This window comes from Micromonospora sp. SCSIO 07396 (assembly GCF_053667945.1).
In genome coordinates, this window is the sequence record NZ_CM132210.1 from 7,162,327 (window position 1) to 7,187,849 (window position 25,523).

The 25,523-nt window shown below is 73.1% G+C and carries 26 protein-coding genes; 18 read left to right on the top strand and 8 right to left on the bottom strand.

Annotated elements, in window-relative coordinates; translation table 11 throughout:
- Positions 1-3: 3 nt before the first annotated feature.
- The gene (locus ACWCHM_RS31515; RefSeq protein ID WP_454221022.1) at positions 4-1,356 is read left to right on the top strand and encodes a tetratricopeptide repeat protein; all 1,353 of its coding nucleotides are present in this window, start codon (positions 4-6) and stop codon (positions 1,354-1,356) included.
- A gap of 16 nt (positions 1,357-1,372) precedes the next feature.
- Here the strand turns inward: ACWCHM_RS31515 and ACWCHM_RS31520 are convergent, their stop codons facing one another.
- The gene (locus ACWCHM_RS31520) at positions 1,373-2,557 is read right to left on the bottom strand and encodes a homogentisate 1,2-dioxygenase (RefSeq protein ID WP_204957488.1); all 1,185 of its coding nucleotides are present in this window, start codon (positions 2,555-2,557) and stop codon (positions 1,373-1,375) included.
- Positions 2,558-2,652: 95 nt separating this feature from the next.
- Between ACWCHM_RS31520 and ACWCHM_RS31525 the strand changes: the two genes are divergently transcribed.
- The 5 genes from ACWCHM_RS31525 to ACWCHM_RS31545 all read left to right on the top strand — a co-directional run bounded on the left by ACWCHM_RS31525 (position 2,653) and on the right by ACWCHM_RS31545 (position 7,025).
- Entirely contained in the window at positions 2,653-3,525 is an 873-nt protein-coding gene (locus tag ACWCHM_RS31525; protein ID WP_204957489.1) for a hypothetical protein, read from the top strand.
- Complete coding sequence (gene fahA, locus ACWCHM_RS31530; RefSeq protein ID WP_454221023.1) at positions 3,522-4,718, top strand: fumarylacetoacetase; 1,197 nt, start codon at positions 3,522-3,524, stop codon at positions 4,716-4,718. Before ACWCHM_RS31525 ends, fahA begins: the two co-directional genes overlap by 4 nt.
- Positions 4,719-4,872: 154 nt before the next feature.
- Positions 4,873-5,082 carry a DUF397 domain-containing protein gene (locus ACWCHM_RS31535; RefSeq protein WP_204957491.1) on the top strand — a complete coding sequence of 70 codons (210 nt, stop codon included), beginning with the start codon at positions 4,873-4,875 and terminating at the stop codon, positions 5,080-5,082.
- A 108-nt stretch (positions 5,083-5,190) separates the two neighbouring features.
- Positions 5,191-5,673 (top strand): SRPBCC family protein, encoded by a 483-nt coding sequence (locus tag ACWCHM_RS31540; protein ID WP_281902394.1) that lies wholly within the window; start codon positions 5,191-5,193, stop codon positions 5,671-5,673.
- Positions 5,674-5,777: 104 nt separating this feature from the next.
- A complete protein-coding gene (locus tag ACWCHM_RS31545; RefSeq protein WP_454221025.1) occupies positions 5,778-7,025 on the top strand; it encodes an outer membrane protein assembly factor BamB family protein in 1,248 nt (415 codons plus the stop codon).
- A gap of 65 nt (positions 7,026-7,090) precedes the next feature.
- On the opposite strand, the gene hisC is transcribed toward ACWCHM_RS31545, so the two are convergent.
- The 4 genes from hisC to hppD are packed head-to-tail and all read right to left on the bottom strand — an operon-like array spanning position 7,091 to position 11,235.
- Positions 7,091-8,194, bottom strand: coding sequence for a histidinol-phosphate transaminase (gene hisC, locus ACWCHM_RS31550; RefSeq protein ID WP_454221026.1), 1,104 nt, complete (start codon positions 8,192-8,194; stop codon positions 7,091-7,093).
- On the bottom strand, positions 8,191-9,249 hold the full coding sequence (locus tag ACWCHM_RS31555) for an RDD family protein (RefSeq protein WP_454221028.1): 1,059 nt from the start codon (positions 9,247-9,249) through the stop codon (positions 8,191-8,193). The genes hisC and ACWCHM_RS31555 overlap by 4 nt, the downstream gene beginning before the upstream one ends.
- Before the next feature lie 40 nt (positions 9,250-9,289).
- A complete protein-coding gene (locus ACWCHM_RS31560; protein ID WP_454221029.1) occupies positions 9,290-10,018 on the bottom strand; it encodes an RDD family protein in 729 nt (242 codons plus the stop codon).
- A gap of 11 nt (positions 10,019-10,029) precedes the next feature.
- A complete protein-coding gene (hppD, locus tag ACWCHM_RS31565; RefSeq protein ID WP_421489956.1) occupies positions 10,030-11,235 on the bottom strand; it encodes a 4-hydroxyphenylpyruvate dioxygenase in 1,206 nt (401 codons plus the stop codon).
- A 139-nt stretch (positions 11,236-11,374) separates the two neighbouring features.
- On the opposite strand from hppD, the gene ACWCHM_RS31570 reads away from it, so the two are divergent.
- The 6 genes from ACWCHM_RS31570 (at position 11,375) to ACWCHM_RS31595 (ending at position 17,744) form a co-directional block, all read left to right on the top strand.
- Positions 11,375-11,863, top strand: coding sequence for an Lrp/AsnC family transcriptional regulator (locus tag ACWCHM_RS31570; protein ID WP_204957498.1), 489 nt, complete (start codon positions 11,375-11,377; stop codon positions 11,861-11,863).
- A gap of 55 nt (positions 11,864-11,918) precedes the next feature.
- Entirely contained in the window at positions 11,919-12,227 is a 309-nt protein-coding gene (locus tag ACWCHM_RS31575; RefSeq protein WP_421489957.1) for a hypothetical protein, read from the top strand.
- Complete coding sequence (locus tag ACWCHM_RS31580; RefSeq protein ID WP_421489958.1) at positions 12,224-12,622, top strand: hypothetical protein; 399 nt, start codon at positions 12,224-12,226, stop codon at positions 12,620-12,622. Before ACWCHM_RS31575 ends, ACWCHM_RS31580 begins: the two co-directional genes overlap by 4 nt.
- A 224-nt stretch (positions 12,623-12,846) precedes the next feature.
- Positions 12,847-14,259: an outer membrane protein assembly factor BamB family protein gene (locus ACWCHM_RS31585; protein ID WP_454223232.1), complete on the top strand. Its 1,413-nt coding sequence runs from the start codon at positions 12,847-12,849 to the stop codon at positions 14,257-14,259.
- 67 nt (positions 14,260-14,326) lie between these two features.
- On the top strand, positions 14,327-15,994 hold the full coding sequence (locus ACWCHM_RS31590; RefSeq protein WP_454221030.1) for a fumarate hydratase: 1,668 nt from the start codon (positions 14,327-14,329) through the stop codon (positions 15,992-15,994).
- 349 nt (positions 15,995-16,343) lie between these two features.
- Positions 16,344-17,744 carry a class II fumarate hydratase gene (locus ACWCHM_RS31595; RefSeq protein ID WP_454221032.1) on the top strand — a complete coding sequence of 467 codons (1,401 nt, stop codon included), beginning with the start codon at positions 16,344-16,346 and terminating at the stop codon, positions 17,742-17,744.
- Positions 17,745-17,849: 105 nt separating this feature from the next.
- Here the strand turns inward: ACWCHM_RS31595 and ACWCHM_RS31600 are convergent, their stop codons facing one another.
- Positions 17,850-18,098, bottom strand: a complete 249-nt coding sequence (locus ACWCHM_RS31600) for a hypothetical protein (protein WP_204958149.1) — start codon at positions 18,096-18,098, stop codon at positions 17,850-17,852.
- A 719-nt stretch (positions 18,099-18,817) separates the two neighbouring features.
- On the opposite strand from ACWCHM_RS31600, the gene ACWCHM_RS31605 reads away from it, so the two are divergent.
- The 3 genes from ACWCHM_RS31605 (at position 18,818) to ACWCHM_RS31615 (ending at position 20,669) form a co-directional block, all read left to right on the top strand.
- Positions 18,818-19,630 (top strand): helix-turn-helix domain-containing protein, encoded by an 813-nt coding sequence (locus ACWCHM_RS31605; RefSeq protein WP_454221034.1) that lies wholly within the window; start codon positions 18,818-18,820, stop codon positions 19,628-19,630.
- On the top strand, positions 19,621-19,800 hold the full coding sequence (locus ACWCHM_RS31610; RefSeq protein ID WP_454221035.1) for a DUF397 domain-containing protein: 180 nt from the start codon (positions 19,621-19,623) through the stop codon (positions 19,798-19,800). Before ACWCHM_RS31605 ends, ACWCHM_RS31610 begins: the two co-directional genes overlap by 10 nt.
- A gap of 287 nt (positions 19,801-20,087) precedes the next feature.
- Complete coding sequence (locus tag ACWCHM_RS31615) at positions 20,088-20,669, top strand: GNAT family N-acetyltransferase (protein WP_454221037.1); 582 nt, start codon at positions 20,088-20,090, stop codon at positions 20,667-20,669.
- Here the strand turns inward: ACWCHM_RS31615 and ACWCHM_RS31620 are convergent.
- A complete protein-coding gene (locus tag ACWCHM_RS31620) occupies positions 20,626-21,174 on the bottom strand; it encodes a CGNR zinc finger domain-containing protein (protein ID WP_454223233.1) in 549 nt (182 codons plus the stop codon). The genes ACWCHM_RS31615 and ACWCHM_RS31620 overlap by 44 nt on opposite strands.
- Before the next feature lie 77 nt (positions 21,175-21,251).
- Between ACWCHM_RS31620 and ACWCHM_RS31625 the strand changes: the two genes are divergently transcribed.
- From ACWCHM_RS31625 to ACWCHM_RS31635, 3 genes are all read left to right on the top strand, one after another.
- Positions 21,252-22,214, top strand: coding sequence for an EamA family transporter (locus ACWCHM_RS31625; protein ID WP_454221038.1), 963 nt, complete (start codon positions 21,252-21,254; stop codon positions 22,212-22,214).
- A gap of 59 nt (positions 22,215-22,273) precedes the next feature.
- Complete coding sequence (locus ACWCHM_RS31630) at positions 22,274-22,963, top strand: HAD family hydrolase (protein WP_204957505.1); 690 nt, start codon at positions 22,274-22,276, stop codon at positions 22,961-22,963.
- An 88-nt stretch (positions 22,964-23,051) separates the two neighbouring features.
- Positions 23,052-24,743 (top strand): S8 family serine peptidase, encoded by a 1,692-nt coding sequence (locus tag ACWCHM_RS31635; RefSeq protein ID WP_204957506.1) that lies wholly within the window; start codon positions 23,052-23,054, stop codon positions 24,741-24,743.
- 87 nt (positions 24,744-24,830) lie between these two features.
- Here the strand turns inward: ACWCHM_RS31635 and ACWCHM_RS31640 are convergent, their stop codons facing one another.
- Positions 24,831-25,508, bottom strand: coding sequence for an IclR family transcriptional regulator (locus ACWCHM_RS31640; RefSeq protein WP_454221040.1), 678 nt, complete (start codon positions 25,506-25,508; stop codon positions 24,831-24,833).
- Between the last annotated feature and the right edge of the window lie 15 nt (positions 25,509-25,523).

Genomic DNA, 25,523 nt, shown 5'->3' on the forward strand with positions numbered 1-25,523 from the left:
GCGATGACCGACGACGAGTCGCCGCTGGACGGCTACCGGCAGCGGGCCGGGCTCCTGGCCGAGCTGGGCCGCCACGACGAGGCCACCGAGGAGTTGGGCTTCGCGCTCGCCCTGGCCCCCGCCGACCCGACCGCGTTGACGCTGCTGGCCCGGTTGCACCTGGCCGCCGGCCGCCCTGCTGAGGCACTCGCCGCCGCCGATGCGGCGATCGCCCCACCCCGCCCCGACACCCCACCGCTCCCCGGACCGCCGCACCCGCCTGTGCCCCAGGGGCCAGCCGTGCTCCCGGGGCCCGCCGTGCCGCCGGGGCCGGCTGCGCCCTCGGGCCCGGTTGACCGGGCAGGTGGGCCGGTGCCGGCCGGCCCTACCGGATCATGGGCGACGCCGGGACAGGCGGGCCCTCCGACGTCGCCCGACCCGTCCGGGTCGTCGCCGGACCGACCCGCACCGCCGGTCGGCTCCGACCAGCCGGATGCACCCTCGTTCCCCGGTCCGGCCGGTGCACCCGCCCCCGCCGGTCCGGCCGGAGGAGCCGGCGCGCCCGGGGAGGCCGGGGCGAGGGTGCCGACCGCCGCGCTGGTCGTCCGGGCGATCGCCCTCGCCGACCTGGGGGAGTACGCCGAGTCGGCGCGTACCGCCGATCGGATCCTGGCGGCCGGGCCGGGTGACGCGTACGCCCAGCGGAGCGCCGCGGCGATCCTGGCCGAGGCGCGCAACGGCCAGCCGGCGCTGAACGCGGCCTGGCGCGGGGTGGAGCTGGCCCCCGACGAGCCGCAGGCGCATCTGGTGCTGGCCCTGGTCGCCGGCCGGCTGGAGTTGTTCGACCTGGCCGAGCGGGCCTACCGGGAGGCGTTGCGGCTCGATCCGGAGCTGGCCGAGGCGCGGCACGACCCGGGGGTGCTGCGGTTGGAGCGGCGGCGCTGGGTGCTGGCGCTGGAACAGGTGGCCGCGTTGGCACCGGTGCAGCCGGCGCGGGCCGAGAAGCTGCCGCTCTGGGCCGGGCTGCGCCGGCTCGTCCTGATTGGCAGCGGCTGGTCGCTGGTGGCCAGCCTGCTGCTCGCGTTCCTGGCTGCCGGCGGCGCGGGGGCGAGTCGGGTGGTGGCGGTGCTGGCGGCGGCCGGTGGTGCGCTGCTGGCCTGGCGGTTGTCCCGGCGGGTGCCCGAGCTGGGCCGGGTGGTCCTGCCGGCGCTGTGCCGGGAGGACCGGGCGTTGGCGTTCGCCGTGTACGCCGTCCCGGCCGGCCCGGCCCTGCTGCTGCTGTTCGCCCTGGTGGGCAGCCCGTGGCCGCTGGTGCTCGCGATCGCCGTCGCGGTGCCGTCGACGCTGATCGCCGCCACCCGCGCGGGCGTCTCCTAGCCTCCAGGGCCCGGGGTCAGGGCTGGCGGTTCCAGGTCCAGGCGTAGCCCGGGTCCTCGCACTCGACGGCGGCGTCGCAGAGGTCGAGGGGGCGGAAGGTGTCGACCATGACGGCCAGTTCGTCGAAGAAGTCGACGCCGATCGAGCGTTCCGCCGCGCCGGGCTGCGGGCCGTGGGTGAAGCCGGACGGGTGCAGCGAGATCGAGCCCTGCCCGATGCCGGAGCCGCGCCGGGCCTCGTAGTTGCCGCCGGTGTAGAAGAGCATCTCGTCGGAGTCGACGTTGTGGTGGTGGTACGGCACCGGGATGGCGTCCGGGTGGTAGTCGACCTTGCGGGGCACGAACGAGCAGATCACGAAGTTGGGGCCCTGGAAGGTCTGGTGCACCGGTGGCGGCTGGTGCAGGCGGCCGGTGATCGGCTCGAAGTCGTGGATGGAGAACGCCCACGGGTACTGGTGGCCGTCCCAGCCGACCACGTCGAACGGGTGGTGGGCGTAGACGTGCCGGGTCCAGGCGGTGCCGGTGGCCGTCCGGGCGCGGTGGCGGACCAGCACCTCGACGTCGGTGCCGTCGACCAGCAGCGGCGTGTCCGGCCCCCGGACGTCCCGCTCGCAGTAGGGGGAGTGTTCGAGGAACTGGCCGCGTACCGACAGGTAGCGCTTGGGTGGGCCGATGTGCCCGGTGGCCTCGATGGTGAGCAGCCGGACCGGGGTGTCGCCGGTGGGGACCAGCCGGTGGACCGTCGAGGTGGGGACGACCACGTAGTCGCCGGCGACCAGGTCGAGCGCGCCGAAGGTGGACTCCAGGCGCAGGGTGCCGGCCTCGACGTAGAGGCACTCGTCGCCGGTGGCGTTGCGGTAGAGCGGGGACGGCCGGTCGGCCAGCACGTACCCGATCCGGACGTCGTCGTTGGCGAGCAGGTGACGCCGGCCGAGCACCGGGTCGGCCCCCGCGCCGTCGAGCTTGTGGGTCTGTAGGTGGCGCGGCTTGAGCGGGTGGTTCGGCAGCCGGGTGTACCCGGGCGGGGTGAACTCTTCGGCGGCGACGATCGCGGTCGGCGGGTGCCGGTGGTAGAGCAGGGACGAGTCGGCGGAGAAGCCCTCCTGACCCATCAGCTCCTCGGTGTAGAGGCTGCCGTCGGGCTGGCGGAACTGGGTGTGCCGCTTGCGGGGCACCTCGCCGACGCTGCGGTAGTACGGCATGTCGCCTCCCGTATTGTCCCGATATCCGGCCAACGGTGTCCGTTAATCGGACGTCGCTGTCCGTTCCTTGACAGCGTCCCGTAGATTCTTGTCTCGTGTCAACGCAGGTCCCCCGCCTCCTCGCCGGACTCGTCGACGACGCCGCCGTCTTCCCGCCCGGCAGCGCGACGCTGCCCGACGCGGTCGCGGCACACCGTGAACACCGCGCCTCCTGGTACGCCGACCTGGTCGGCCCGCTGCTGGTGCCCGCCTCCGCCGTCGACGCGTTGACCGGCCTGACCGACCCGGCGGAGGACTTCGTGGTCGGGTTGATCGGCGACACCGGTCCCGCCCGGCTGCCCGCCGCGCTGGGCCGCCTCGACGCCGCCGGCCTCGTGGTCCGGCAGGTCGAGGTGGCGGTCGCCCGACGTGGCGAGGACCCGCAGCCCGGTCTGGCCGAGCTGCTCCGGCTCGCCGCGGCGGACCCCGGTCGGGAGCCGGCCGTGCACTGGTACGCCGAACTGCCGCTGACCTTCGGGCTGACCGCCGCGCTGGACACCCTCGCCGAGGCCCGCGCGACCGGCCTGCCGATCGCCGCGAAGTTCCGCACCGGCGGACTGGCCGCCGAACTGTTCCCCACCCCCGTCGAGCTGGCCGCGGTGATCTGCGCCTGCCGGGACCGGGCGCTGCCGTTCAAGCTGACCGCCGGGCTGCACCACGCGCTGCGCCAGATCGACCCGGAGACCGGCTTCACCCACCACGGGTTCGGCAACGTGCTGGCCGCCACCCTCGCCGCCGCCGACGACGCCGAGGTGGACGCCGTGGCCGCGCTGCTCGCCGACACCGACCCGCTGCGGGTGGTCGAGCCGGCCCGGTCGGCCCGCGACACCGACCGTCCGCTGTGGATCGGGTTCGGCTCGTGCAGCGTGCGGGAACCACTGACCGATCTGATCCGGCTGGGGCTGGTGAACGGGGGATTCGACAGATGAGCTGGGTGACGGGCGCGGACGGCTCGCCGTACGGGGTGACCAACCTGCCGTACGGGGTGTTCCGGCACGACGGGCGGCCACCCCGGATCGGCGTACGCGTCGCCGACCTGGTGTTCGACCTGACCGGAGCCGAGGAGGCCGGGCTGGTCCTCGCCGCCGGGGCGTTGCGTCGGCCCACCCTCAACGACTTCATGGCGCTGGGCCGCCCGCAGTGGACCTCGGTCCGGCAGCGCCTCGTCGAACTGCTCACCGACCCGGCGCACCGGCCCGCCGTCGAGCCGCTGCTGCTGCCACTGGCCGAGGTCGAGCTGCTGCTGCCGTTCGAGGTGGCCGACTACGTCGACTTCTACTCCTCGGAGCACCACGCCGGCAACGTCGGGCAGATCTTCCGCCCCGGCCAGCCGCCGCTGCTGCCGAACTGGAAGCACCTGCCGATCGGCTACCACGGCCGGGCCGGCACGGTGGTGGTCTCCGGTACCCCGGTCGTCCGCCCGAGCGGGCAGCGCGCCACCGGCGAGGGCCCCACCGTCGGCCCGTCGGTACGCCTCGACATCGAGGCCGAGGTGGGCTTCGTGGTCGGCGTGCCGAGCGCGCTCGGCGACCGGGTGCCCACCGGCGACTTCACCGACCACGTCTTCGGGGTGGTGCTGGTCAACGACTGGTCGGCCCGGGACATCCAGGCGTGGGAGTACCAGCCGCTCGGGCCGTTCCTCGGCAAGTCCTTCGCCACCTCCGTCTCCGCCTGGGTGACCCCGCTGGACGCCCTGGCCGACGCGTTCGTGCCCGCCCCGCACCAGGACCCGCCGGTGCAGGACTACCTGCGCCAGACCCCGCACCTGGGCCTCGACCTGCGGCTTTCGGTGGAGTGGAACGGTGAGCGGGTCACCGAGCCGCCGTTCGCCGGCATGTACTGGACCCCCGCCCAACAGTTGGCCCACCTGACCGTCAACGGCGCGTCCCTGCGGACCGGCGATCTGTACGCCTCGGGCACGGTCTCCGGCCCCGAACGCGGCCAGGTGGGCTCGTTCCTGGAACTGACCTGGGGCGGGGCCGAACCGGTCACCGTCGGTGGGGACACCCGCACCTTCCTCGCCGACGGCGACACCGTCACCCTGCGGGCCACCGCGCCCGGCCCGGACGGCTCCACCATCGCGCTCGGCGAGGTCACCGGGCGCATCCTGCCCGCCCGCTGAACCGACGTCGGACGGTCGCACCCGCTGTCCGACCGTCAGGCGCTCCTGCCGCGTTTCTCCCACCGGATTCCGCCGTACGCCCCGCGCCGCCGTCTCCCGTCGGCGGCGCGGGGCGCGTCGGCGTGGCACGTCCCAGTGGAGAGGAGGTACGAGCATGAACGATCTCGTCGGCGCGGTGTGGCGCACCAGTAGCCGCTCGAACGACCAGGGGCTCTGTGTGGAGGTGGCGGACAACCTCGTCCGCACCCGGGCCGTGGTCGGGGTACGCGACTCCAAGGACCCGTCGGGCCCGGCCCTGGTCATCGGCCCACCGGGTTGGACGGCGTTCGTCGACGCCGTCCGGCAGGGGGCCTTCCGCCCCTGACCGGCCCCGTCACCGGCGTCCCACCCGGGACGCCGGTGACGGAAATTTCACCGTACGGCCCCCCGTCGGTCGCTCACCCGCCGTACGGTGGACGACACGGGAGGTGCCATGTCGACGGTCGCGGTCACCGCTGTCATCGAGGCGTCGGCCGTCGACGTGTGGGAACTCCTGACCGACCTGCCCGTCCGGGTCGACTGGCTCTGCACGGTCAGCGCCGCCGAGTTGCTCACCCCGGGGCCGTTCGGGCCGGGCACCGCCTGGCGGGACACCCGTACCCGCCCGGACGGCGGTGACCAGGTGGAGGAGTTCCTGGTGCTGGCCGCCGAGCCACCGCACCGGCTGGTGCTCGCCTCCCCGGGCAGCGGGGTGGACTACCGGATCACCTGGACCCTGCGCGCCGTGCACCGTCGCCGCCGCGCCTGCACCGCCGTCACCGTCGAACACCGGGCCCTGCCGACCACCCCGTACGGGCGGGTGATGGCGCTGCTCTTCGGCGGCCTGGCCGCCCGGACGGTCGAGGGCGCGATCCGGCACGACCTGACCGCGCTGGCCGCCACCGTGCGCAGCACCGGCCGGGCCACCGCCGCCTGATCCGCGTCCCGGACACCGGCGGCCCGACTTCCTTCGCGCGACGCGACGCGACCTGACCGGTCCCCAGGAGGGATGCCTGGGTAGGGTGCCGGGCGGAGGTGGGCATGGGATTCCCGAAGGGCCGGCGGCGACTCGTGGTCGCGGCCACCACGCTGCTCACCCTCGCGGCGGTCGCCGGCATCGGCTACCGGGTGCTCGCCCCCGCCGAGGTCGTCACGCCCGCCCGGGGCGCACCGCCGCCCGCCGGCACCCCGGCGGTCGGGGTGGTGGGTCGGCTGCCGGTCGCGCCGCTGGTGGTGGCGGGACGGCTGCGGGTCTACGCCGCCGAGCGTCAGCTCTACGCCGACCAGCCCGCCGACGGCCGCAACCGGGTCACCCCGTTCTGGTCGTACCGGCGCTGGCCGGCCACCCTCGACGGAGTGCTGGCGGCCGGCACGACGGTGCTCAGCCGCTGGTCGGACGGGAAGCTGGTGGCGCTGGACGCGCTCACCGGTACGGTCGCCTGGCGGGTCGACGGGCCGACGCCGTACGCCGTGGCCCCCGCCCGGCGCACCGGGGCGGCCACCGTCTGGGACCCGCGCGGCATCTCCGTCGCCCCCGCCCCCGGAAGCCGGACGGTGCTCGTCATCTCCGGCCGGAACGGCCTGCGCGGCTACGACCTCGCCGACGGGCGCGAGCTGTGGCGGGTCGACGGCGGCCGGGACTGCCGTACCGACCTGGGCACCACCGCCGCCGGTCAGGTCTTCTCGGTCGACTCCTGCGCCGGCCCGACGACTGTCGAGTTCCGCGCCGTCGCCACCGGCACGGTGGGCACCCGCTGGCGGCCCCCGGACGCACCCGAGCGGTTCACCGTCACCCCGGTCGGCTGCCTCACCCCCCGGTCGCAGTGCCGGGGGCTGCGCACCGACGGCGGTGACGGCGGCCGGGGCTGGCAGGTCGGCCCGGGTGCGCCGATGGCCGCCCCGGCCCTGGACGCCGCCGACACCACCCTGGTCGGCGAGTTGGCCGTCGGCGATGACGGCGGGGTGCTCAAGGGCTGGGAGGCGCGCAGTGGCAAGGGCCGCTGGCAGCGCGGTGACCTGGGCCGGGTGACGGTCCTCGCCACCGAGGCGGGCCGGCTCTACGTGCTGACCGAACGCCGGGAACTGGTCACCCTCGATCCGGTCACCGGTGCCGAGCGGTCCCGCTTCCCGCTGACCCCCGGCCGGGACGGCATCGGCTGGAAACCGGGCCGGGCGTACGCGGCCGGCGGCTACGTCGCGGTGGAACGGCTGCGGGAGCGTGCCGGCCCGGACGACGACGACCAGGCGTACTTCCTGATGGCCGAGCCGGTGGTGCTCGCCGCGACCTGACCCGGCCCGACCGGCGTCCGGCCGCGCGCCCCGGCCGGTGGGCCGGGGCGGGGCGGGGCGGTCGTTCAGGACAGGGCGGCCTCCGCCACGGCCAGGAAGGCGTCGTTCTCGGCCGGGGTGCCGATGGTGACCCGGACGCCGTCGCCGGGGAACGGGCGGACGATCACGCCGCGCGCCTCACAGGCCCGGCCGAACTCCACGGCCCTCTCGCCCAGCGGCAGCCAGACGAAGTTTGCCTGGCTGGACGGCAGGTCGGGGACGAACTTGCGCAGTGCCGCGGTGACCCGCTCCCGTTCCGCCACGACCAGCGCGCAGCGGCGTTCGACCTCGTCGGCCTGGGCGAGCGCGGCCAGCGCCCCCGCCTGCGCCGCCGTGTTCGTGGAGAACGGGGTGACCACCTTGCGCACCGCGGCGGCCACCTCCGGGGTGCCGACCAGCCAGCCGATCCGCAGCCCGGCCAGGCCCCACGCCTTGGACAGGGTGCGCAGCACCACCACGTTGGGCCGGTCGAGGTAGGTCAGGCCGTCGGGCACCTGCGGGTCGGTGACGAATTCCCGGTACGCCTCGTCGATGACGACCAGCACGTCGTCGCCGACGGCGTCGAGGAAGCGGTCCAGTTCCGGCTTGTGCACGGCGGTACCGGTGGGATTGTTGGGGTTACAGACCAGCACCATCCGGGTCCGGTCGGTCACCGCCGCGGCCATCGCCGCCAGGTCGTGCCCGTGCCCGGCGTCGTTGGGCACCCGGACGCTGCTCGCGCCGCTGGTCGCCGCGATGATCGGGTACGCCTCGAACGAGCGCCACGAGTAGAGCAGTTCGTCGCCGGGCAGGCAGGTGGCCCGGACCAGGTGCTCGGCCAGCGCCACCGACCCGCAGCCGGTGGCGATCCGGTCCGGGTCCACGCCGTACCGCTCGGCGAGCGCGGCGCGCAGCGCCACCACGCCCATGTCCGGGTAGCGGTGCGACCCGGCGACCGCGTCGGTGACCGCCTCGACCACCCCGGGCAGCGGCCCGTACGGCACCTCGTTGCTGGCCAGCTTGATCGCCTCGGCCAGGCCCAGTTCGCGGGCCAGGTCGGCCGGGCTGCGCCCGGGGACGTAGTTCGGCAGGGCGTCCAGGTCGGCGCGGGTCAGCCGCAGCGGGGGCTGGTGCCGTCCGGTGTCGGTCATGGGGTGTCTCCCGGGGGCTCGGGGTCGGTGCGGTCGGTGGCGGTGTCGGAATCGTCGGTGCGGGTGTCCGGGTGGTCGGTGCGGGGCACCTGCACCACGACCGTCTGGGCCCGCTTGTCGTGCAGCGCCTGGCGTAGCGGGTGGTCGAACAGCGCGGAGACCGCGTCGACGAACTGGAGCAGCAGGCCGAAGCCGCAGCAGAACCAGAGCAGGGTGGGCATGCCCATGGTGCTCCACCGCCGGGTGGCCCGGCCGAAGCCGAGCGGCTGGTCGGCGTCGACGGGTACCGCCCGGATGCGCAGCAGCCGCTTGCCCAGGGTCTGCCCGCCGGCGGCCATCGTCGGCACCTCGTAGGCGAACCAGAGCGCGGTCGCGATGACCAGGATGGCGATCTGGAGGCCGCCGGCCTGCTCACCGATGGCGGGCAGCCCCTCCCGGGAGGAGTCGCCGGCCATCGCCCGCCGGACCGCCTCCCGCAGGTAGGGGGCGGTCTCTTCGAAGTACCGCCAGACGAACCAGCCGTTGACCACCGCGTTGAGCGCGAAGACGACCCCGAAGTCGATCAGCCGGGCGAGCAGCCGGGCACCGTAGCCGGCCAGCGGCACGCCGTGCGGCCTGGGTTCCGGCGGACGCCCCGGCCAGGTCGGGTACGGCCACCCGGGCGGTGGCCCGCCGGGCTGCCCCACTCCCGGCTGGCCGGCCCAGGGCTGCCCGGTCGCGCCGGGCTGTCCCGTCCACGGCTGACCCGGGCCGGGCTGGCCGGCGTCGGGTTGCCCGGCCCAGGGCCGGCCTGCGCCCGGCTGCCCCGCCCAGGGCGGGCCGGGTACGGCAGGCGTGCCGGGAGCGACCGGCGGGTGCTGGCCGGACACCGGGGTGGCCCCGGCGGGGGAGGTCGGGGCGGGCGGCTCGGCGGCGGGCTCCGGCTCGGGCGGGGGCGGCCCGTCGGGTGGCGTGGCGTCGACCGGGATCGGGGTGCCGATCCAGCCCTCGCCGTCCCACCACCGTCGGGTGGTCGGCTCGGCCGGGTCGACGTACCAACCTGGTTGCACGCTCACGGTCTCGCCCTGCGCTGTCCGGTGCGGTCGCTCTGCTCGCTCACCCGGCAACCTTAACGACGATGGTGCCGGCGAACTTGTCGTGGAGGCACTGCTGCCACGGCTTGTCCCAGAGCTGCCACAGCCCGTCGAGGTAGCTGAAGACGGGAATGACCGCCCCGCCGATCTGGTAGGCGGCCCACCGCTTGGCCGCCGCCGTACGGGTCAGCGTGGCGGCCGGGTCGAGCGGCACCACCTGGATCTTCATCACCCGCTTGCCGATGGTCTGCCCGGTCTTGAACATCATCTCGACCTGGTAGACGTAGCTCAGGGCGAACGCCACCACGAAGATCACGCCCTGCAACACCAGCATCGGAATCAGGAAGTTGGTGAACGGGTCGGAGGTGGCCCGGCCGTCGGCCGTGGTGGTCAGGTCGGGCAGGACCAGCTGGAAGAAGACGATGAAGGCCGGCACGATGAAGACCATGCTGGCCGCGATGAGCACCGCCCCGTCGATGAGCACGGCGAGCAGCCGGTCACCGAAGCTGGCCAGCGGCAGCCCACGCGGCGACATCCCGGGCGGCGGCATGCCGGGTGCCGGCGGCGGGTACCCGGGCATCCCGGCGTACGGGCCGGGTCGCGGGTAGCCGCCGGGCGGGGCGGCGTAGGGGCCGGGTTGCGGCGGCACGGCGTACCCCTGGGGGTGTGGGCCGGCGGGCGGGGCGAAGCCGCCGGCGGCGGGCCTGGGCCCACCGGCCGGCGGTGTCGGATAGCTCGGAGGTTGCGTCACGCGAGACAGTGTTACAAATTGCCGCGCGCTTCCTGCTCACGCTCGATGGCTTCGAACAGCGCCTTGAAGTTGCCCTTGCCGAAACCGAGCGAGCCGTGCCGCTCGATCAGCTCGAAGAAGACCGTCGGCCGGTCCTGCACGGGCTTGGTGAAGATCTGGAGCAGGTAGCCGTCCTCGTCCCGGTCGACCAGGATCTTGCGGGACTTCAGCTCCTCGATCGGCACCCGCACGTTGCCGATCCGGGCCCGCAGCTGCGGGTCGTCGTAGTACGAGTCGGGGGTGTCGAGGAACTCGACGCCGGCCGCGCGCATCGCGTCGACGCTGGCCAGGATGTCGTTGGTGGCGACCGCGATGTGCTGCGCGCCGGGCCCCTGGTAGAACTCCAGGTACTCGTCGATCTGCGACTTCTTGCGGGCCACCGCCGGCTCGTTGAGCGGGAACTTCACCTTCCGGGTGCCGCTGGCGACGACCTTGCTCATCAGCGCCGAGTAGTCGGTGGCGATGTCGTCGCCGATGAACTCCGCCATGTTGGAGAAGCCCATCACCCGCTTGTAGAACTCCACCCACTCGTCCATCCGGCCCAGCTCCACGTTGCCGACCACATGGTCGACGGCCTGGAAGAAACGCTTCGGCTGGAGGCCGGCGGCGATCATCGGCTGCCGGTCGACGATCGGGCCCCGGGCCACGAAGCCGGGCAGGAACGGGCCGGTGTAGCGGGACCTGTCGACGAGTGTGTGCCGGGTGTCGCCGTACGCGGCGATGGCGGCGAGCCGGACGGTGCCGTGCGCGTCGGTCACGTCGTGCGGCTCGACCAGGCCGGTCGCGCCCTGGGCCAGCGCGTGCGCGTACGCGGCGTCGACGTCCGGCACCTCCAGCGCGATGTCGTCGACCCCGTCGGAGTGCTTCGCGACGTGCTCGGCGCCGGCCGCGTCCGGGCGGACCGCGCCGGTCAGGACGAACCGGGCCGAACCGCTGGTCAGCACGTACTCGGCGTGGTCGCGGTAGCCCTGCTCGGGCCCCCGGTAGGCCACGCAGGTCATCCCGAACGCGGTGGAGTAGTAGTGCGCGGCCTGCTTGGCGTTGCCGACCAGGAAGTGCACGTGGTCGAGGCCCTTGACCGGGAACGGGTCACGGGTGATGTCGTGGTCGACTGCGCCGACGAGCGTGTCGACGTCGATGTTCTCGGTCGACTGGGGTCGGTCGATCGCCTGGGTCACGGTGGCCTCCCTCGGTTGCGGCCGGCGTCGTGGGCCGGTGGTCCGACAGCTCTTGCAGGGAGCATCGCGGGGCCGGGTTCACTGGGCAACCGTCACGTTTTCCGCTGGTCAGGTTGCGCAATCGGTAGGGTGTCCAGCCATGAATGCTGGACAGGGTGCACAGCTCGACGCGTTGGACGGCAGGCTGGTCCAACTCCTCGCCGACGAACCCCGGATCGGGGTGCTGGAATGCTCCCGCCGGCTCGGGGTGGCCCGGGGCACCGTGCAGGCCCGGCTGGACAAGCTGGTCGACCGGGGGGTGATCGGCGGATTCGGGCCGGAGATCCGGCCGGCGGCGATCGGGTTCGCGGTGACCAGCTTCGTCACCCTGGAGATCAGCCAGCGGCACGGCCACGACACGGTCACCGCCCACCTGGCGGCGATCCCGGAGGTGCTGGAGGCGCACACCATCACCGGGGCGAGCGACCTGCTCTGCCGGATCGTGGCGCGCTCCAACACCGACCTGCAACGGGTGATCGACCAGATCGTCTCGTCCGAGGCGATCCGCCGGGCCTCCACGATCATCGCGCTGGCCGAGCAGATCCCGTACCGCACGCTGCCGTTGCTGCGGTCCGCCGCCGGGTCCTGACCGGCCGGCGGCAAGTCGCACATCCGGCCGGTGCTACCTGGCGTATCGTTTCGGTATGACCGCACAGGTGAGGAAGCTGTCGATCTCCGTGCCGCCCGACGTCGCGGAACGTCTGGAGCAGGAACCGAACGCCTCGGCGTACGTCACGCAGGCCGTCCGGGACCGGATGCGGTTGGACGCGTTGGCCGCCGAGTTGGCCCACCAGGGCATCGAGGTCACCGAGCAGGGGGTGGCCGAAGCCCGCGCCCGGCGGGCTGCCGTCGACGCGGCCTGGCCGAATGAGCGGCGGCTGGCCGTCCGGGACCGGGTACGCCGACACCTGCTCGACGAGACGGCAGGCGGCACCCGGCAGTCGGTCGCGTGACCGGGGACGAGGACCGCCCGGTACGACTCCTGCTCGACCGGTCGGCGCTGCTCGCCTACGTCGCCGGCTCGGTGCACGTCGCCGAGCCACTGCACGAGGTCATCGAGGACCGTAACCGGTTCGGGGTCACTGCTGTCGTCGCCGCCGAAGCCCTGGCCGTCATCGACGATCCGAAGGACCGCGCCGCCCTGCACCGTCTCCTCGCCCTCGCCGCCTGCGTCGTGCTGCCCACCGACGGGAGCACCTGGCAAGAGCTGAGTTACTGGCGCACCTACACCGGTCGGGTCGATCTCGCCAGCACGGTCATGGCCAGCTTTGCGCACGACGCCTCGATCCTCACCGGGGAGGACCGCTACGGCCACGACGAACTCCCCGTCATCTATCTGCCTGAGTAGGTCTGTGGTCGTCTTCCCCGGCGGAGACGGCGGCGGCATCCTCAGGCAGGCCGCCCTACCGGGCCCGGCACCAGGGGTGTTTGTCGGGTTTGTTGCCACCGGACCCGGAGGCACCCGGGGTGCCGGGGAGAAAGCGGGGCGACACTCCGGCGCGGGGGCGGGGCGGGGAGGTGATCGTCGCTACGGTGTCCGGTGTGAAGGGCCTTGGCGGGGTGCGGGGAGGGCTGCTGCTCGGGCTCGTCATCGTGATCGCGCTCGCCGTCACCGGAGTGTGGAACCCCTTCCCCGGGGTGTGGGACTGGGTCGACCGCAGCGAGCCGATCTCCGAACCGGACGTGCTGTGGCAGCAGCGGGTCGGCGGCACCCCGAAGAGCGTCACCATCGTCGGCGACACCGTCGTGGTCGAGCAGCGTACCCGCACCGAGGTGCGCAGCCTCGCCACCGGCGCACCGCTGTGGGAACGCAAGGCGGACTGGTCGGCGGTGGCCGGCGGCGACCGCGACGCCGTCGTCGCCGTGGGCAAGCTCCTGGTCAAGGGGTACGAGCTGCTCGACCCCACCACCGGTGCGGTACGTCGACGCGACGGCGACGCGGTGGCCGTCTGGACGTACCGGAACATGCTGCTGGACGCCCGGTGCGTGGCCGCCACCGACTGCACGCTCAGCGCCTGGGACCCGCGCGGCACCCGCCCACTGTGGACGGCCTTCCTGCCCGGCGTCAGCAGCGGGCTGTTCGCCGACAACCCGGGTCTGCTCGGCACCCGGCGGCTCACCGCGCAGCGCATCGACGAGGGGGTGGCCGGGCCGGAGTCGGTGCCGCCGCTGCTCGGCTTCCCCGTCGACGGCCGGGTGCACGTGGTGGACACCGCCACCGGCCGGGTGGTGCAGGACGTCGAGCCGGGCCGGGACGAGCGGTTGTCGGTGGTCGGCGGCCGGCTGCTCAGGATCCGCGCGGTGTCGGTCGACGGCAGTTGCCAGTACACCGTCTCGGCCCGCGACCCGGCCACCGGGCAGGAGGTGTGGCGGCGCAGCGGGTTCAACCTACGCACCGCCGACAGCGCCGGATGCGCGCAGCGGGAGGACCCGCAGGGGGCGCGCAGCGTGCTGATCGGGGTGGCCCCCGACGGGCGGGAGGCCGTCCTCGACGGCTACGACGGCCGGCTGCTGCTGGTGGACGCCGAGGGCGAGAAACTGCTCGCCGTCGACGACAGGTACGCCCTGGTCCGCAGCGCCGACAAGGAATCGGTGATCGCCCGGGAACTGGGCACCGGCAGGGCCCGCTGGACCCGGCCGGCCGGCGCGAAGGCGGGCGCGGCGCTCACCCCGTACGCGGCGGTGCTGACCGGGGACAAGCCGAACCGGCTGGTCGCCGTGGACCCGCGTACCGGTAGGGAACTCGTGGTGTTGCGGACCAGCGCCAACGCGCTCGCCGTCGGCCCGAACGGGATGGTCGTCGGCGAGGGGCGGGAGATCGGCTACGTCCGGTTCGGCGCGGGTGCCGGTGCGCCCCCGCCCGCCGCGCCGCCGGCCGGATCGGACGGTGGTGACGGGTCCGGCCCGGGGCGGACCGGCGGCGCGCCGGAGCCCGAGGACAGCTGCGGGCCGAAACGGGAACTCTGCGCCAACGGCAACGGGTGAGAGCGGCGTCCCACGACCCACCCGGCGGGTGTCACCGATCGCCCGGTCTGCCCTAGGCTTTTCCGTCATGAGCAGTGCCGCCGCGTTCTCGTACGCCCCCTTGCTGCCGACCGGTCCGGATCAGACCGAATACCGCCTGGTCACCGACGAGGGCGTCGACGTCGTCCACGGTCCGGGGGGTCGCCGTTTCCTGACCGTGGAGCCGGCCGCGCTGACCGCGCTGACCGCCGAGGCGATGCACGACATCGCCCACTTCCTGCGCCCGGCGCACCTGGCCCAGCTCCGGTCGATCATCGACGATCCGGCGGCCTCGCCGAACGACCGGTTCGTCGCGCTGGACCTGCTGCGCAACGCCAACATCGCCGCCGGTGGCGTGCTGCCGATGTGCCAGGACACCGGCACCGCGATCGTGATGGGCAAGCGGGGCCGGCACGTGCTCACCGACGGTGCCGACGCCGAGGCGATCTCGCGTGGCGTCTACCAGGCGTACACGCGGCTGAACCTGCGGTACTCGCAGCTCGCCCCGCTGACCATGTGGGACGAACGGAACACCGGCAGCAATCTGCCCGCCCAGGTGGAGCTGTACGCCGAGGACCCGGACGGGCACCCCGACGCGTACAAGTTCCTGTTCATGGCCAAGGGCGGTGGTTCGGCCAACAAGTCCTACCTCTACCAGGAGACCAAGGCGCTGCTCAACCCGACGCGGATGATGCAGTTCCTGGAGGAGAAGCTGCGGCTGATCGGCACCTCGGCCTGCCCGCCGTACCACCTGGCGATCGTCATCGGCGGCACCAGCGCCGAGTACGCCCTCAAGACCGCCAAGTACGCCTCGGCAAAGTACCTCGACGCGCTGCCCACCTCCGGCTCGATGACCGCCCACGGCTTCCGGGACCTGGAGCTGGAGGCCGAGGTGCTGGAGCTGACCCGCAACTTCGGCATCGGCGCGCAGTTCGGCGGCAGGTACTTCTGCCACGACGTGCGGGTGGTCCGGCTGCCCCGGCACGGCGCGTCCTGCCCGGTGGCGATCGCGGTGTCCTGCTCGGCCGACCGACAGGCGGTCGCCAAGATCACCCCGTCCGGCGTGTGGCTGGAGCGCCTGGAGACCGACCCGGCGCGCTACCTGCCGGACGTCACCGACGAGACCCTCGACGCCTCCGACGTGGTACGCGTCGACCTCAACCGGCCGATGGACGAGATCCGGGCCGAGCTGTCGAAGTACCCGGTGAAGACCCGGCTGTCGCTGACCGGCCCGCTGGTCGTCGCCCGGGACATCGCCCACGCCAAGATCGCCGAGCGGCTCGACGCCGGGGAGCCGATGCCCCAGTACCTGCGCGACCACGCCGTCTACTACGCCGGCCCGGCCAAGACCCCCGAGGGGTACGCGTCCGGCTCGTTCGGCCCGACCACCGCCGGCCGGATGGACGCGTACGTGGCGAAGTTCCAGGCGGCCGGCGGTTCCCAGGTGATGCTGGCCAAGGGCAACCGGTCGGGCCAGGTGACCCGCTCCTGCCAGCAGCACGGCGGGTTCTACCTCGGTTCGATCGGCGGCCCGGCGGCCCGGCTCGCCCAGGACTGCATCCGGCACGTCGAGGTGCTGGAGTACGCCGAGCTGGGCATGGAGGCGGTCTGGAAGATCGAGGTGGAGGACTTCCCGGCGTTCATCGTGGTCGACGACAAGGGCAACGACTTCTTCGCCGAGGTCACCAAGCCGGTCCTGACCGTGGGCCGCCGCTGACGAGCCAGTTCGCCCACGCACACGCCCTAACATCGCTGAGTGTCCCGACCGACGTACCCGATTCGTACGGCGCGGCTCACCCTGCGTCCGGTCACGCTGAACGATCTCGATGACGTGTGCTCCTGGCAGCGTCAACCGGAGGTCTTCGCCGATCATGGAGTTGTGGTGGGTAACAGAACGCCCGTAAGACCCCCAAAGTCGGCACCACAACTCCATGATCGTCAAGCGGGCCTACCCTGCTCCCCGGTCGGGTGATTCATGTGGCTGCTTTTTGCTTGATCTTGTTCTGTCGTCCGTTTTCTCCTGAGCCTCGCTGCGAGCAGGGGGAGCGCGGGGCAGGATGGGACGGGTGACGACTCCAGACGCAGCGGGCTACCGGATCGAACGTGACTCGATGGGCGAGGTGGAGGTGCCCGCCGAGGCGTTGTGGCGGGCGCAGACCCAGCGCGCGGTGCAGAACTTCCCGATCTCCGGCCGGGGTATCGAGCCGGCCCAGATCAAGGCGCTGGCCCAGATCAAGGGGGCCGCCGCCCTGGTCAACGGTGAGTTGGGGGTGATCGGCGCGGACGTCGCGCAGGCGATCGCCACCGCCGCCGCGCACGTGGCCGACGGCGGGTACGACGACCAGTTCCCGATCGACGTGTTCCAGACCGGCTCGGGTACCTCGTCGAACATGAACACCAACGAGGTGATCGCCACCCTGGCCACCCGGGAGCTGGGCCGGGACGTGCACCCGAACGACGACGTGAACGCCTCGCAGTCCAGCAACGACGTCTTCCCGTCCTCGATCCACCTGGCCGCCACCCAGTTCGTGGTGGAGGACCTGCTGCCGTCGCTGCGCCACCTGGCGGAGGCGTTGGAGGCGAAGTCGGCCGAGTTCGAGACGGTGGTCAAGGCGGGGCGTACCCACCTGATGGACGCCACCCCGGTCACCCTGGGGCAGGAGTTCGGCGGGTACGCCGCGCAGGTGCGCTACGGCGTCGAGCGGTTGGAGTCGGCGCTGCCCCGGCTGGCCGAGCTGCCGTTGGGCGGCACCGCCGTGGGCACCGGCATCAACACCCCGCTGGGCTTCGCCGGCAAGGTGATCGAGAAGCTGCGCGCCTCGACCGGGCTGCCGTTGACCGAGGCCCGCAACCACTTCGAGGCGCAGGGGGCGCGGGACGCGTTGGTCGAGACGTCCGGCCAGCTGCGTACCGTCGCGGTCGGGCTCTACAAGATCGCCAACGACGTACGCTGGATGGGGTCCGGCCCCCGGGCGGGCCTGCGGGAGTTGCGCATCCCCGACCTCCAGCCCGGCTCGTCGATCATGCCGGGCAAGGTGAACCCGGTGGTCGCCGAGGCGGTGCGGCAGGTCTGCGCGCAGGTGATCGGCAACGACGCGGCTGTCGCGTTCGCCGGCAGCCAGGGCGACTTCGAGCTGAACGTGATGCTCCCGGTGATGGGCCGCAACCTGCTCGAATCGATCAAGCTGCTCTCCGCGTCCAGCCGGCTCTTCGCCGACCGGCTGGTGGCCGGCCTGGTCGCGGACGCCGAGGTCTGCCTGGCGTACGCGGAGGGGTCGCCGTCGATCGTCACCCCGCTCAACCGCCACCTCGGGTACGACGAGGCCGCCTCGATCGCCAAGGAGGCGCTGGCGAAGCAGGTCAGCATCCGGGAGGTGGTGATCTCCCGGGGTCACGTCGACTCCGGCAAACTCACCGAGACCCAGCTCGACGAGGCCCTCGACCTGCTCCGGATGACCCACCCCTGACCCGCTCCACCCTGCCTGACCCCGCCCCTGTTTGATCGACTCCTGTGGGCCGATGGAGCGGTGTCAGGCGGATTCGACAGCGCTACGTCGGCTCTCCTGAGTGGATCATGGCTCGGTCGGCGGGCGGGTACGGGGAACCCAGGCGAGGAAGCGGGCGAAGAGGGTCGCCGGGTCGGGGCCGGTGTCGGGATAGAGGCGGTACAGGTCGGCGGTGGCGTCGTGCAGCACCGTGCAGAGGTAGATGTTGAGCGCGACCCGGTCGTGGGCGTACTCGGAGACGAGGGTGAGTCGGGCGGTCCCGCAGGGCCACGGCGCGGCGCATACCCGGCACAGCCAGAGCGGGCGCAACGGCAGGTGGGGGCGCGGATTCGCCGGCCCCGGCCCACCACGGCCGACGGGGTCGGGTGGTCCGCCGGGGCGGCGCGGCCCGTCCGGGCCGGCCGCCGCGCTCACCGGCGTCCCCGGTTGGCGCGCCATTCCTGGGCCAGCGTGAGCCAACCGACCCGCCCCACCCGGGGAAACGAGATGGTGGTGTCCTCCCACCCGGGTGGACCCGACCCGGTGCCCGGGGGTACCTCCGCTCCCGTGTCCGGGGCCGGATGGGCGTCCGGTCCGCTGGCCCGGTAGGAGGCTGGGTGGGTGGCCGGCCCGGTGGTCGGGGACGTGGCCGGATAAGCGCCCGGTCCGGTGGTCGGGGACGGTGTCGGGTGGGTGGCTGGACCGGCGGACGGGGGAGTGGGCTGGGTGGGTTCGGTCCTTTCGGGGAGCCGGGCGGGTCGGAATCTACGGGCAAGCCGGTGTCGCCAGGTGAGCCGGGGCATCGCGTCGCCTCCATGGTGGGTCGGCTGGTCGTCTCCCCCGGCGGTGGGACCGCCGGCCGGGGAGCAGGCCGTCCCACCGCGACACCGGTCCGCCCGGAGGGAGAGCGGTCGATGTCGCACTTCACAGTCTGCTGATGAAACCACTACCGTGTGAAGGGTTGTTGTCGGCTTCCGGTCTTGTCCTGTGTCAGCGGCGTCCCTGGTCGGCGTGGTGTCGGAGTCGATCGTCGGCGCGGTGGAGGGCGGCTGGAGATGACGGACGGGCGGATGACGGCGGCGGCCTTCCTCGTCGCCGAGCTGCGGCGGGCCCGAACCCGGCGGGGCTTGAGCCAGGACGACCTCGCCAAGGCGGTCAACTACTCGGCGTCGATGGTCAGCGCGATCGAACTGGGCCAGCAGCCGCCCACCGCCAAGTACCTCGAACTGGTCGACAAGGCCCTCGACACCGGCGGCATCTTCAGCCGGATGCTCAGCCAGTTGGTCGCGCTCGACCGGGCACAGGTATGGCTCCGAGGTTGGCGTGCGATCCTGGCGGAGGCGTGGGCGTTGCGATGGTTCGACCCGTTGCACGTCCCGGGACTGCTACAGACCGAGGCATATGCGCGGGCGGTCTTCGAGTCCGACCCCATGCTTGACCCGGAAGAGGTCGAACGGCGACTGGCCGACAGGATGGAGAGTCAACAAACGCTCTACACCGAACGGCCCCCACGCCTTGTGGCGGTCCTGGATGAGGCGGTCATGCACCGCCGGGTCGGTGGCCGCAAAGTCATGCATGACCAGGCTCTACACCTTGCTCGTATAGCCACGGAACACCCGCAGGTCCGACTGCACGTCGTTCCTTCCTCGGCTGAGGAGTATCCGGGCCTGAACGGGCCGTTCATCCTGGCGAGCATGCCGGGCGATGTGGAGTTGGCGTTCCTCGGCGGTCAGATTGGCGGACAGGAACTGGATGACCCTGCTGATCTGAGGCGGCTTCAGCGCACCTGGGAGGCTACCCTCGGCGTGGCTTTTCCACCGCAGGAGTCGATCGAGCGGCTGAGGGAATTGGCGGACTCATGGAGTTGACCGGGGCTTGTTGGCGAAAGAGCCGCCGGAGTGGTTCCAACGATCAGTGTGTCGAGGTGGCGAAGCTGGTCGGGGTGGTCGGGGTGCGGGACAGCAAGGATCCGGCGGGCCCGGTGCTCACCTTCCCGGCGTACTCCTGGCGGATCTTCGTGGCCGCGCCGCCGCGCTGACCGGACCGGCCGCCGCCAGCCAGGCCCGCCCGCCCTCCGCCTGCGCCCCGGCTCGGCCCGGTGATCAAGAGATTTGCGTCACGCGGAGCGCTCTCCCAGCCCACAAACCTCTTGATCACCAGCCGCAAACTTCTTGATCACCAATGTGGGGGAGGGTGTGGGCGCTGGGGGTGGAGGGTGGGGTGCATGGTGGGGCCCGGGGTCGGGGACCGACGGGGCCGTGGTGGGGCTGGGTCTGCCGGGATAACCGGTCGACCGGACGGCCGGCGGCCGGCATGATCCGGGTCGTGACCGGTGTGGACGGGGTGTTGCTGACGACGGCACGGCTGCGGCTGCGTCGCTTCACCGAAGACGACGTGCCGCATCTGGTCGAACTGGACAGCGACCCGGAGGTGATGCGGTTCCTCACCGGCGGTCGGCCGACCCCGCCCGCCACCGTGCGGGACGAGCAGCTACCCCGGATTCTCGCCGGCTACGACCGCTACCCGGGGCTGGGCCGTTGGGCGGCTGAGGACACCATCGACGGTGCTTTCCTCGGCTGGTTCGCGCTCGACCCGTCCGACGACGGCACCGGGCCGGAGCTGGGTTACCGGCTGCGTCGGGCGGCCTGGGGGCGGGGCCTGGCCACCGAGGGGGCCCGCGCGCTGGTCGGCCACGCCTTCGACACCCCGGGGGTACGCCGGGTGTGGGCGCAGACGATGGCGGTGAACGTGCGCTCCCGGGCGGTGCTGGCGAAGGCCGGCCTGCGGTACGTCCGCACCTTCCACCTCGACTGGGCCGACCCGATCCCCGGAACGGAGCACGGCGAGGTGGAGTACGAGTTGCTCAGGGGCGACTACCGGCCGCCTTGCGGGCCCGGTACGCGCTGACCGCGACCCGGTTGCCGCAGCCCGCGTCGCAGAACCGGCGGGACCGGTTCCGGGACAGGTCGACCAGCACGTTGCCGCACTCGGGGTGGGCGCAGTGCCGCAGCCGGCCCAGCTCGTCGCCTCGGACCAGGTCGGCGACGGCCATCGCCGCCTCGACGGCCATCCGGGTGGCCAGCGGGGCGTCCCGGGGCACCGCGTGCACGTGGTACGGCTCGTCATCGTGCCGGATGAGCTGCGGCAGCGCCCGGGACTCGCGGAGCAGGTCGTTGACCACGGTGACGACGGTGTCCGGGTCGTCGTCCCAGAGCCGGCGCAGCCGGGGGCGCAGGGCCCGGACGGCGTGCAGCTCGGCGTCGGTGCGCTCGTGCCGGCCGGTCCACCCGTTCGCGGTGACGAAGCGGTCCAGCGCGGCGATGTCGGGCAGCCCTTCGCCGTCCCGGCCGTCGGTGTTGACCAGGGCGGTGGCGGCGGTCAGCCCGCACTCCGTGTCATGGGCGAAAAGCAACTTGACCCCTGTCATCGTCGGCGGCTAGCGTCACTGGCGTAAGCCTACTTTGCTGATGTCACGTCCGAGGAGCCCCGATGCCGCACCGACCCGTCGCCGGCACCGGCCTGGCCCTTGCCCTGCTCTCCGCCGTCACGTTCGCCACCTCCGGCATCTTCGCCAGGTCGCTGATCGGGGCCGGCTGGTCGGCCGAGGCGGTCGTGGTCGCCCGGGTCGGCCTGGCCGCCCTGGTGCTGGCCGTCCCCGCCGTGCTGGCGCTGCGCGGCCGGGCCGGGGTGCTGCGCCGCAACCTCGGCCCGGTCACCGTCTTCGGCCTGCTCGGTGTCGCCACCGCACAGGCCTGCTTCTTCAACGCCGTCCGCTACCTGCCGGTCGGGGTGGCCCTGCTGCTGGAATACCTCGGCATCATCCTCGTGGTCGGCTGGCTGTGGCTGGTGCACGGGCAGCGCCCCCGCCGGCTCACCCTCGCCGGATCACTGGCCGCCCTGGTCGGGCTCGTCCTCGTGCTCGACCTGACCGGCACGGGCCGGCTCGACCCGGTGGGCGTGCTCTGGGGCCTCGGCGCGGCCGTCGGGCTGGCCGGCTACTTCGTCCTCGCCGCGCGGGTCGACGCCGACCTGCCCTCGGTGACCATGGCCAGTGGCGGGATGGCCGTCGGCGCGGCCGTGCTCGCCCTGCTCGGCCTGGTCGGGGTGCTGCCGCTGCGGGCCACCTTCGGCGCGGTCGACTTCGCCGGGCAGCGCACCAGCTGGCTCGTCCCGATCGTCGGGCTGTCACTGGTCGCCGCCGTGGTCGCCTACCTGACCGGGATCGCCGCGACGCGCCTGCTCGGTGCCCGGCTGTCGTCGTTCGTCGGGCTGACCGAGGTGCTGTTCGCGGTGCTCATCGCCTGGCTGGTGCTCGGCGAGCTGCCGGTGCCGGTGCAACTCGCCGGGGGTGCGCTGATCGTCGCCGGGGTGGCTCTGGTCCGCCTCGACGAGCTGCGCGCGGGCCGCACCGAACAGCCGGCGGCCCGGACGGAACAGCCGGCACTGACCTGAGCCGGGGTGGTGGCCTGCTCGACGTGGCCGGGCAGGGGGAACGTGAGAGGGTGTCGGGCATGCTCAGCGTGGTGGTGTTCGACGCCGACGAGACCCTGATCGACCTGCGCCCGGCGGTCACCGGGGCCCTGGTGGCCGTACTGGAGGAGATGCGTCGCCGGACCCCGGTGGCGGCCGGGGTGACCTTCGCCGAGGTGGAGTCCGACTGGCAGGCGGTGTTCGGGTCGATGACCGCCGCGCCGGTGATGGAGATCCGCCGGGCCGCGCTGGCCCGGTCCCTCGACCGGGCCGGGCTGGTCGGCCAGCTCGACGAGTTCGCCGAGCTCTTCTTCACCACGCGCTACGCGCTCAGCCACCCGTACCCCGACGCCCTGCCGGCGCTGGCCGCGCTGCGCGCCGACTTCACCCTCGGGTACGCCACCAACGGCAACAGCCGCGCCGAACGCTGTGGCCTGCCCGGAGAGTTCGCCTTCGAGTTGTACGCCCACGAGGGCGGCCTGCCCAAGAAGCCCGACCCGGCGTTCTACGCGGCGATCGTCGCCGCCGCCGGGGTGCCGGCGCAACGGATCGCGTACGTCGGCGACTCGATCTCCCACGACGTGCTCGGCCCCCAGCAGGCCGGAATGCGTGGCATCTGGCTCAACCGACGCGGACTGGCCCTCCCCGCCGGGGTACGCCCCGACGCCGAGGTGGGCACGCTCACCGATCTGCCGGCGGCCCTGCGTAGCCTGCAACCGACGAATGCCTGATGCGGGACCAATTCGGATTTGTATCTGGCGGAATTCCCGCCGGTGCTATGGGATGGCGCCACGTCCCTCAACGAGAGGATCTGATGTGGTGAGCAAGCGCTTCACCGCCGGAGCCGTCGCGACCGCGGCGGCCCTGGCACTTACGGTGACCGGCCTGACCGTCCCGGCGAACGCCGGGCCGACCACCAGCCGGACGTTCACCGTGGTGGCCGAGGACGGCGTCTCTGCGGACGCGGCGATCGCCGCGATCCGTGCCGCCGGCGGCACCGTCGTGTCCCGTACGGACGACGTCGGTCTGTACCAGGTCACCAGCGACCGGGCCGACTTCGCCGGCCGGGTCACCGCCGCCCCCGCGCTGGTCGGCGCGGCCGAGCAGCGGGCCATCGGCCGCAAGCCCAAGCTGGACCGGGTCGAGCAGGAGAACCTGCTGACCCGGGCCGGGCAGGCGGCCAAGGCGAAGGGCAACGCCAACGGCAAGAAGCTCGACCCGCTCGACGACAAGCTCTGGGGCCTCGGCATGATCGGGGCCGACAAGGCCCGCAAGGTCATGCCCGGCGACAAGCGGGTCACCGTCGGCGTCCTGGACACCGGCGTCGACGCCAGCCAGCCCGACCTCGCGCCCAACTTCAACTGGGCGCTGTCCCGCAACTTCGCTCCGGACATCGTCGACATCGACGGTCCGTGCGAGGTGGCGAGCTGCCTCGACCCGGTCGGCACCGACGACGGCGGGCACGGCACCCACGTCGCCGGCACCATCGGTGCGGCGGCCAACGGCTTCGGCCTGTCCGGTGTCGCCCCGAACGTCTCGCTGGTGGAGCTCAAGGGCGGCCAGGACTCCGGATACTTCTTCCTCAACCCGGTCGTCAACGCCCTGGTGCACGCCGGCAAGTCCGGCCTCGACGTGGTGAACATGTCGTTCTACGTCGACCCGTGGCTCTACAACTGCACCGCCAACCCGGCCGACTCGCCCGAGTCGCAGGCCGAGCAGCGGGCTGTCATCAAGGCGATGAAGCGGGCCCTGAACTTCGCCCACAACAAGGGCGTCACCCTGGTCGGCGCGCTCGGCAACAACCACGAGGACCTCGGCGCGCCCCGCACCGACGTGTCCAGCCCGGACTACGGCGCCGACCCGTACCCGCGCCCGATCGACAACGAGAGCTGCTGGGACCTCCCCGCGGAGGGCCCGCACGTGATCGGCGTGTCCGCCGTCGGCCCGTCCGGCAAGAAGGCCGACTTCTCCAACTACGGCACCGAGCAGATTTCGGTCGCCGCGCCGGGTGGCTGGTACCGCGACGGCTTCGGCACCGACACCTACCGCACCGACGCCAACATGATCCTCTCGACGTACCCGAAGAAGGTGCTCCAGGAGGAGGGATCGGTCGACGAGAACGGCAACGTCGTGCCGGGCTTCGAGAACTCGGTGTTCAAGCAGTGCACCACCGCCGGTGAGTGTGGCTACTACACCTACCTCCAGGGCACCTCGATGGCGTCGCCGCACGTCAGCGGGGTCGCCGCGCTGATCGTCAGCAAGTGGGGCAAGAAGGAGGGCAAGGACGGCTACGGCCTGGCGCCGGCCAAGGTGGAGCAGCACCTCTACCGGACCGCCACCGAGCACGCCTGCCCGGAGCCGCGTCTGCAGAGCTACGCCAACGAGGGCCGGTCGACCGAGTTCGACGCGTACTGCGCCGGGTCGCTGAACTTCAACGGCTTCTACGGGTACGGCATCGTGGACGCCAACGCGGCGGTCCGCAGCCCGCTCAAGCCGAACGTCACCCCCTGACGTTCGACAGCACGGCCTGAACCGCTCGACGGAGAGGCCCGGACGACCCCTGGTCGTGCGGGCCTCTCCGCGCATCTGCCCGGCGGCTCAGGACAGGGCGGTGGCGATCGTCCGGGCGGCAGTGGTGACCTGCGGGCCGACCGTGTCGACCGGCAGCGGGGCCAGCGAGATCACCCCGACGCTCGCCTCCAGGCCGGGCACCCCGAGCACCGGCGCGGCCACCCCGTACGGCCCGGCCTGGAGCTCCCCGGCGGTGCTCACCGGGCCCGCGTGGCCGGCCCGCCCGGCGAGGACGGCCCGCCCGGCGGCCCCGCGCTCCAGCGGGTGCCGGGCCCCCGGCCGGTACGCCACGTGGAGCGACGTCCAGCTCGGCTCGACCACGGCCAGGGCGACCCCCTCGCCGCCCTCCACCACGGTCAGGTGCGCGGTCGCCCCGGTCTGCTCGGCGAGCCGCCGCAGCGCCGGCAGGGCCCCCTCGGCCAGCAGCGGCTGGGCCCGTCGGGCCAGGTGCAGCACGCCGACACCGAGGCGCAGCCGGCCGTCGCCGCCCCGGCGCAGCATGCCGTGTCCGGTCAGCGCGCTCACCAGCCGGTAGACGGCGGCCCGGCCGATGCCGAGCCGGTGGGCGGCCTCGGTGACGGTCAGTCCGGCCGGCGCGTCGGCGACCAGGTGCAGCAGGCGCAGGCCCCGGTCCAGGGTCTGCGCCGTCTCGCCACCCGCAGGCGTCTGGTTGCCCGGCTCGCCGGGGGCCGCCGTCGTCTCCACAGCAGGCAGCGTACG

Excerpts from the sequence above, each read along its gene's own strand:
- ACWCHM_RS31540 (WP_281902394.1), top strand. The coding sequence starts at position 5,191 with ATGTCGACGGTCGCGGTCACCGCTGTCATCGAGGCGTCGGCCGTCGAC.
- ACWCHM_RS31605 (WP_454221034.1), top strand. The coding sequence starts at position 18,818 with ATGACGGACGGGCGGATGACGGCGGCGGCCTTCCTCGTCGCCGAGCTG.
- hisC (WP_454221026.1), bottom strand. The coding sequence starts at position 8,194 with ATGACCGACACCGGACGGCACCAGCCCCCGCTGCGGCTGACCCGCGCC.
- ACWCHM_RS31545 (WP_454221025.1), top strand. The coding sequence starts at position 5,778 with ATGGGATTCCCGAAGGGCCGGCGGCGACTCGTGGTCGCGGCCACCACG.
- ACWCHM_RS31590 (WP_454221030.1), top strand. The coding sequence starts at position 14,327 with ATGAGCAGTGCCGCCGCGTTCTCGTACGCCCCCTTGCTGCCGACCGGT.
- ACWCHM_RS31630 (WP_204957505.1), top strand. The coding sequence starts at position 22,274 with ATGCTCAGCGTGGTGGTGTTCGACGCCGACGAGACCCTGATCGACCTG.
- ACWCHM_RS31570 (WP_204957498.1), top strand. The coding sequence starts at position 11,375 with ATGAATGCTGGACAGGGTGCACAGCTCGACGCGTTGGACGGCAGGCTG.
- ACWCHM_RS31520 (WP_204957488.1), bottom strand. The coding sequence starts at position 2,557 with ATGCCGTACTACCGCAGCGTCGGCGAGGTGCCCCGCAAGCGGCACACC.
- ACWCHM_RS31535 (WP_204957491.1), top strand. The coding sequence starts at position 4,873 with ATGAACGATCTCGTCGGCGCGGTGTGGCGCACCAGTAGCCGCTCGAAC.
- ACWCHM_RS31610 (WP_454221035.1), top strand. The coding sequence starts at position 19,621 with ATGGAGTTGACCGGGGCTTGTTGGCGAAAGAGCCGCCGGAGTGGTTCC.
- ACWCHM_RS31515 (WP_454221022.1), top strand. The coding sequence starts at position 4 with ATGACCGACGACGAGTCGCCGCTGGACGGCTACCGGCAGCGGGCCGGG.
- fahA (WP_454221023.1), top strand. The coding sequence starts at position 3,522 with ATGAGCTGGGTGACGGGCGCGGACGGCTCGCCGTACGGGGTGACCAAC.
- ACWCHM_RS31625 (WP_454221038.1), top strand. The coding sequence starts at position 21,252 with ATGCCGCACCGACCCGTCGCCGGCACCGGCCTGGCCCTTGCCCTGCTC.
- ACWCHM_RS31575 (WP_421489957.1), top strand. The coding sequence starts at position 11,919 with ATGACCGCACAGGTGAGGAAGCTGTCGATCTCCGTGCCGCCCGACGTC.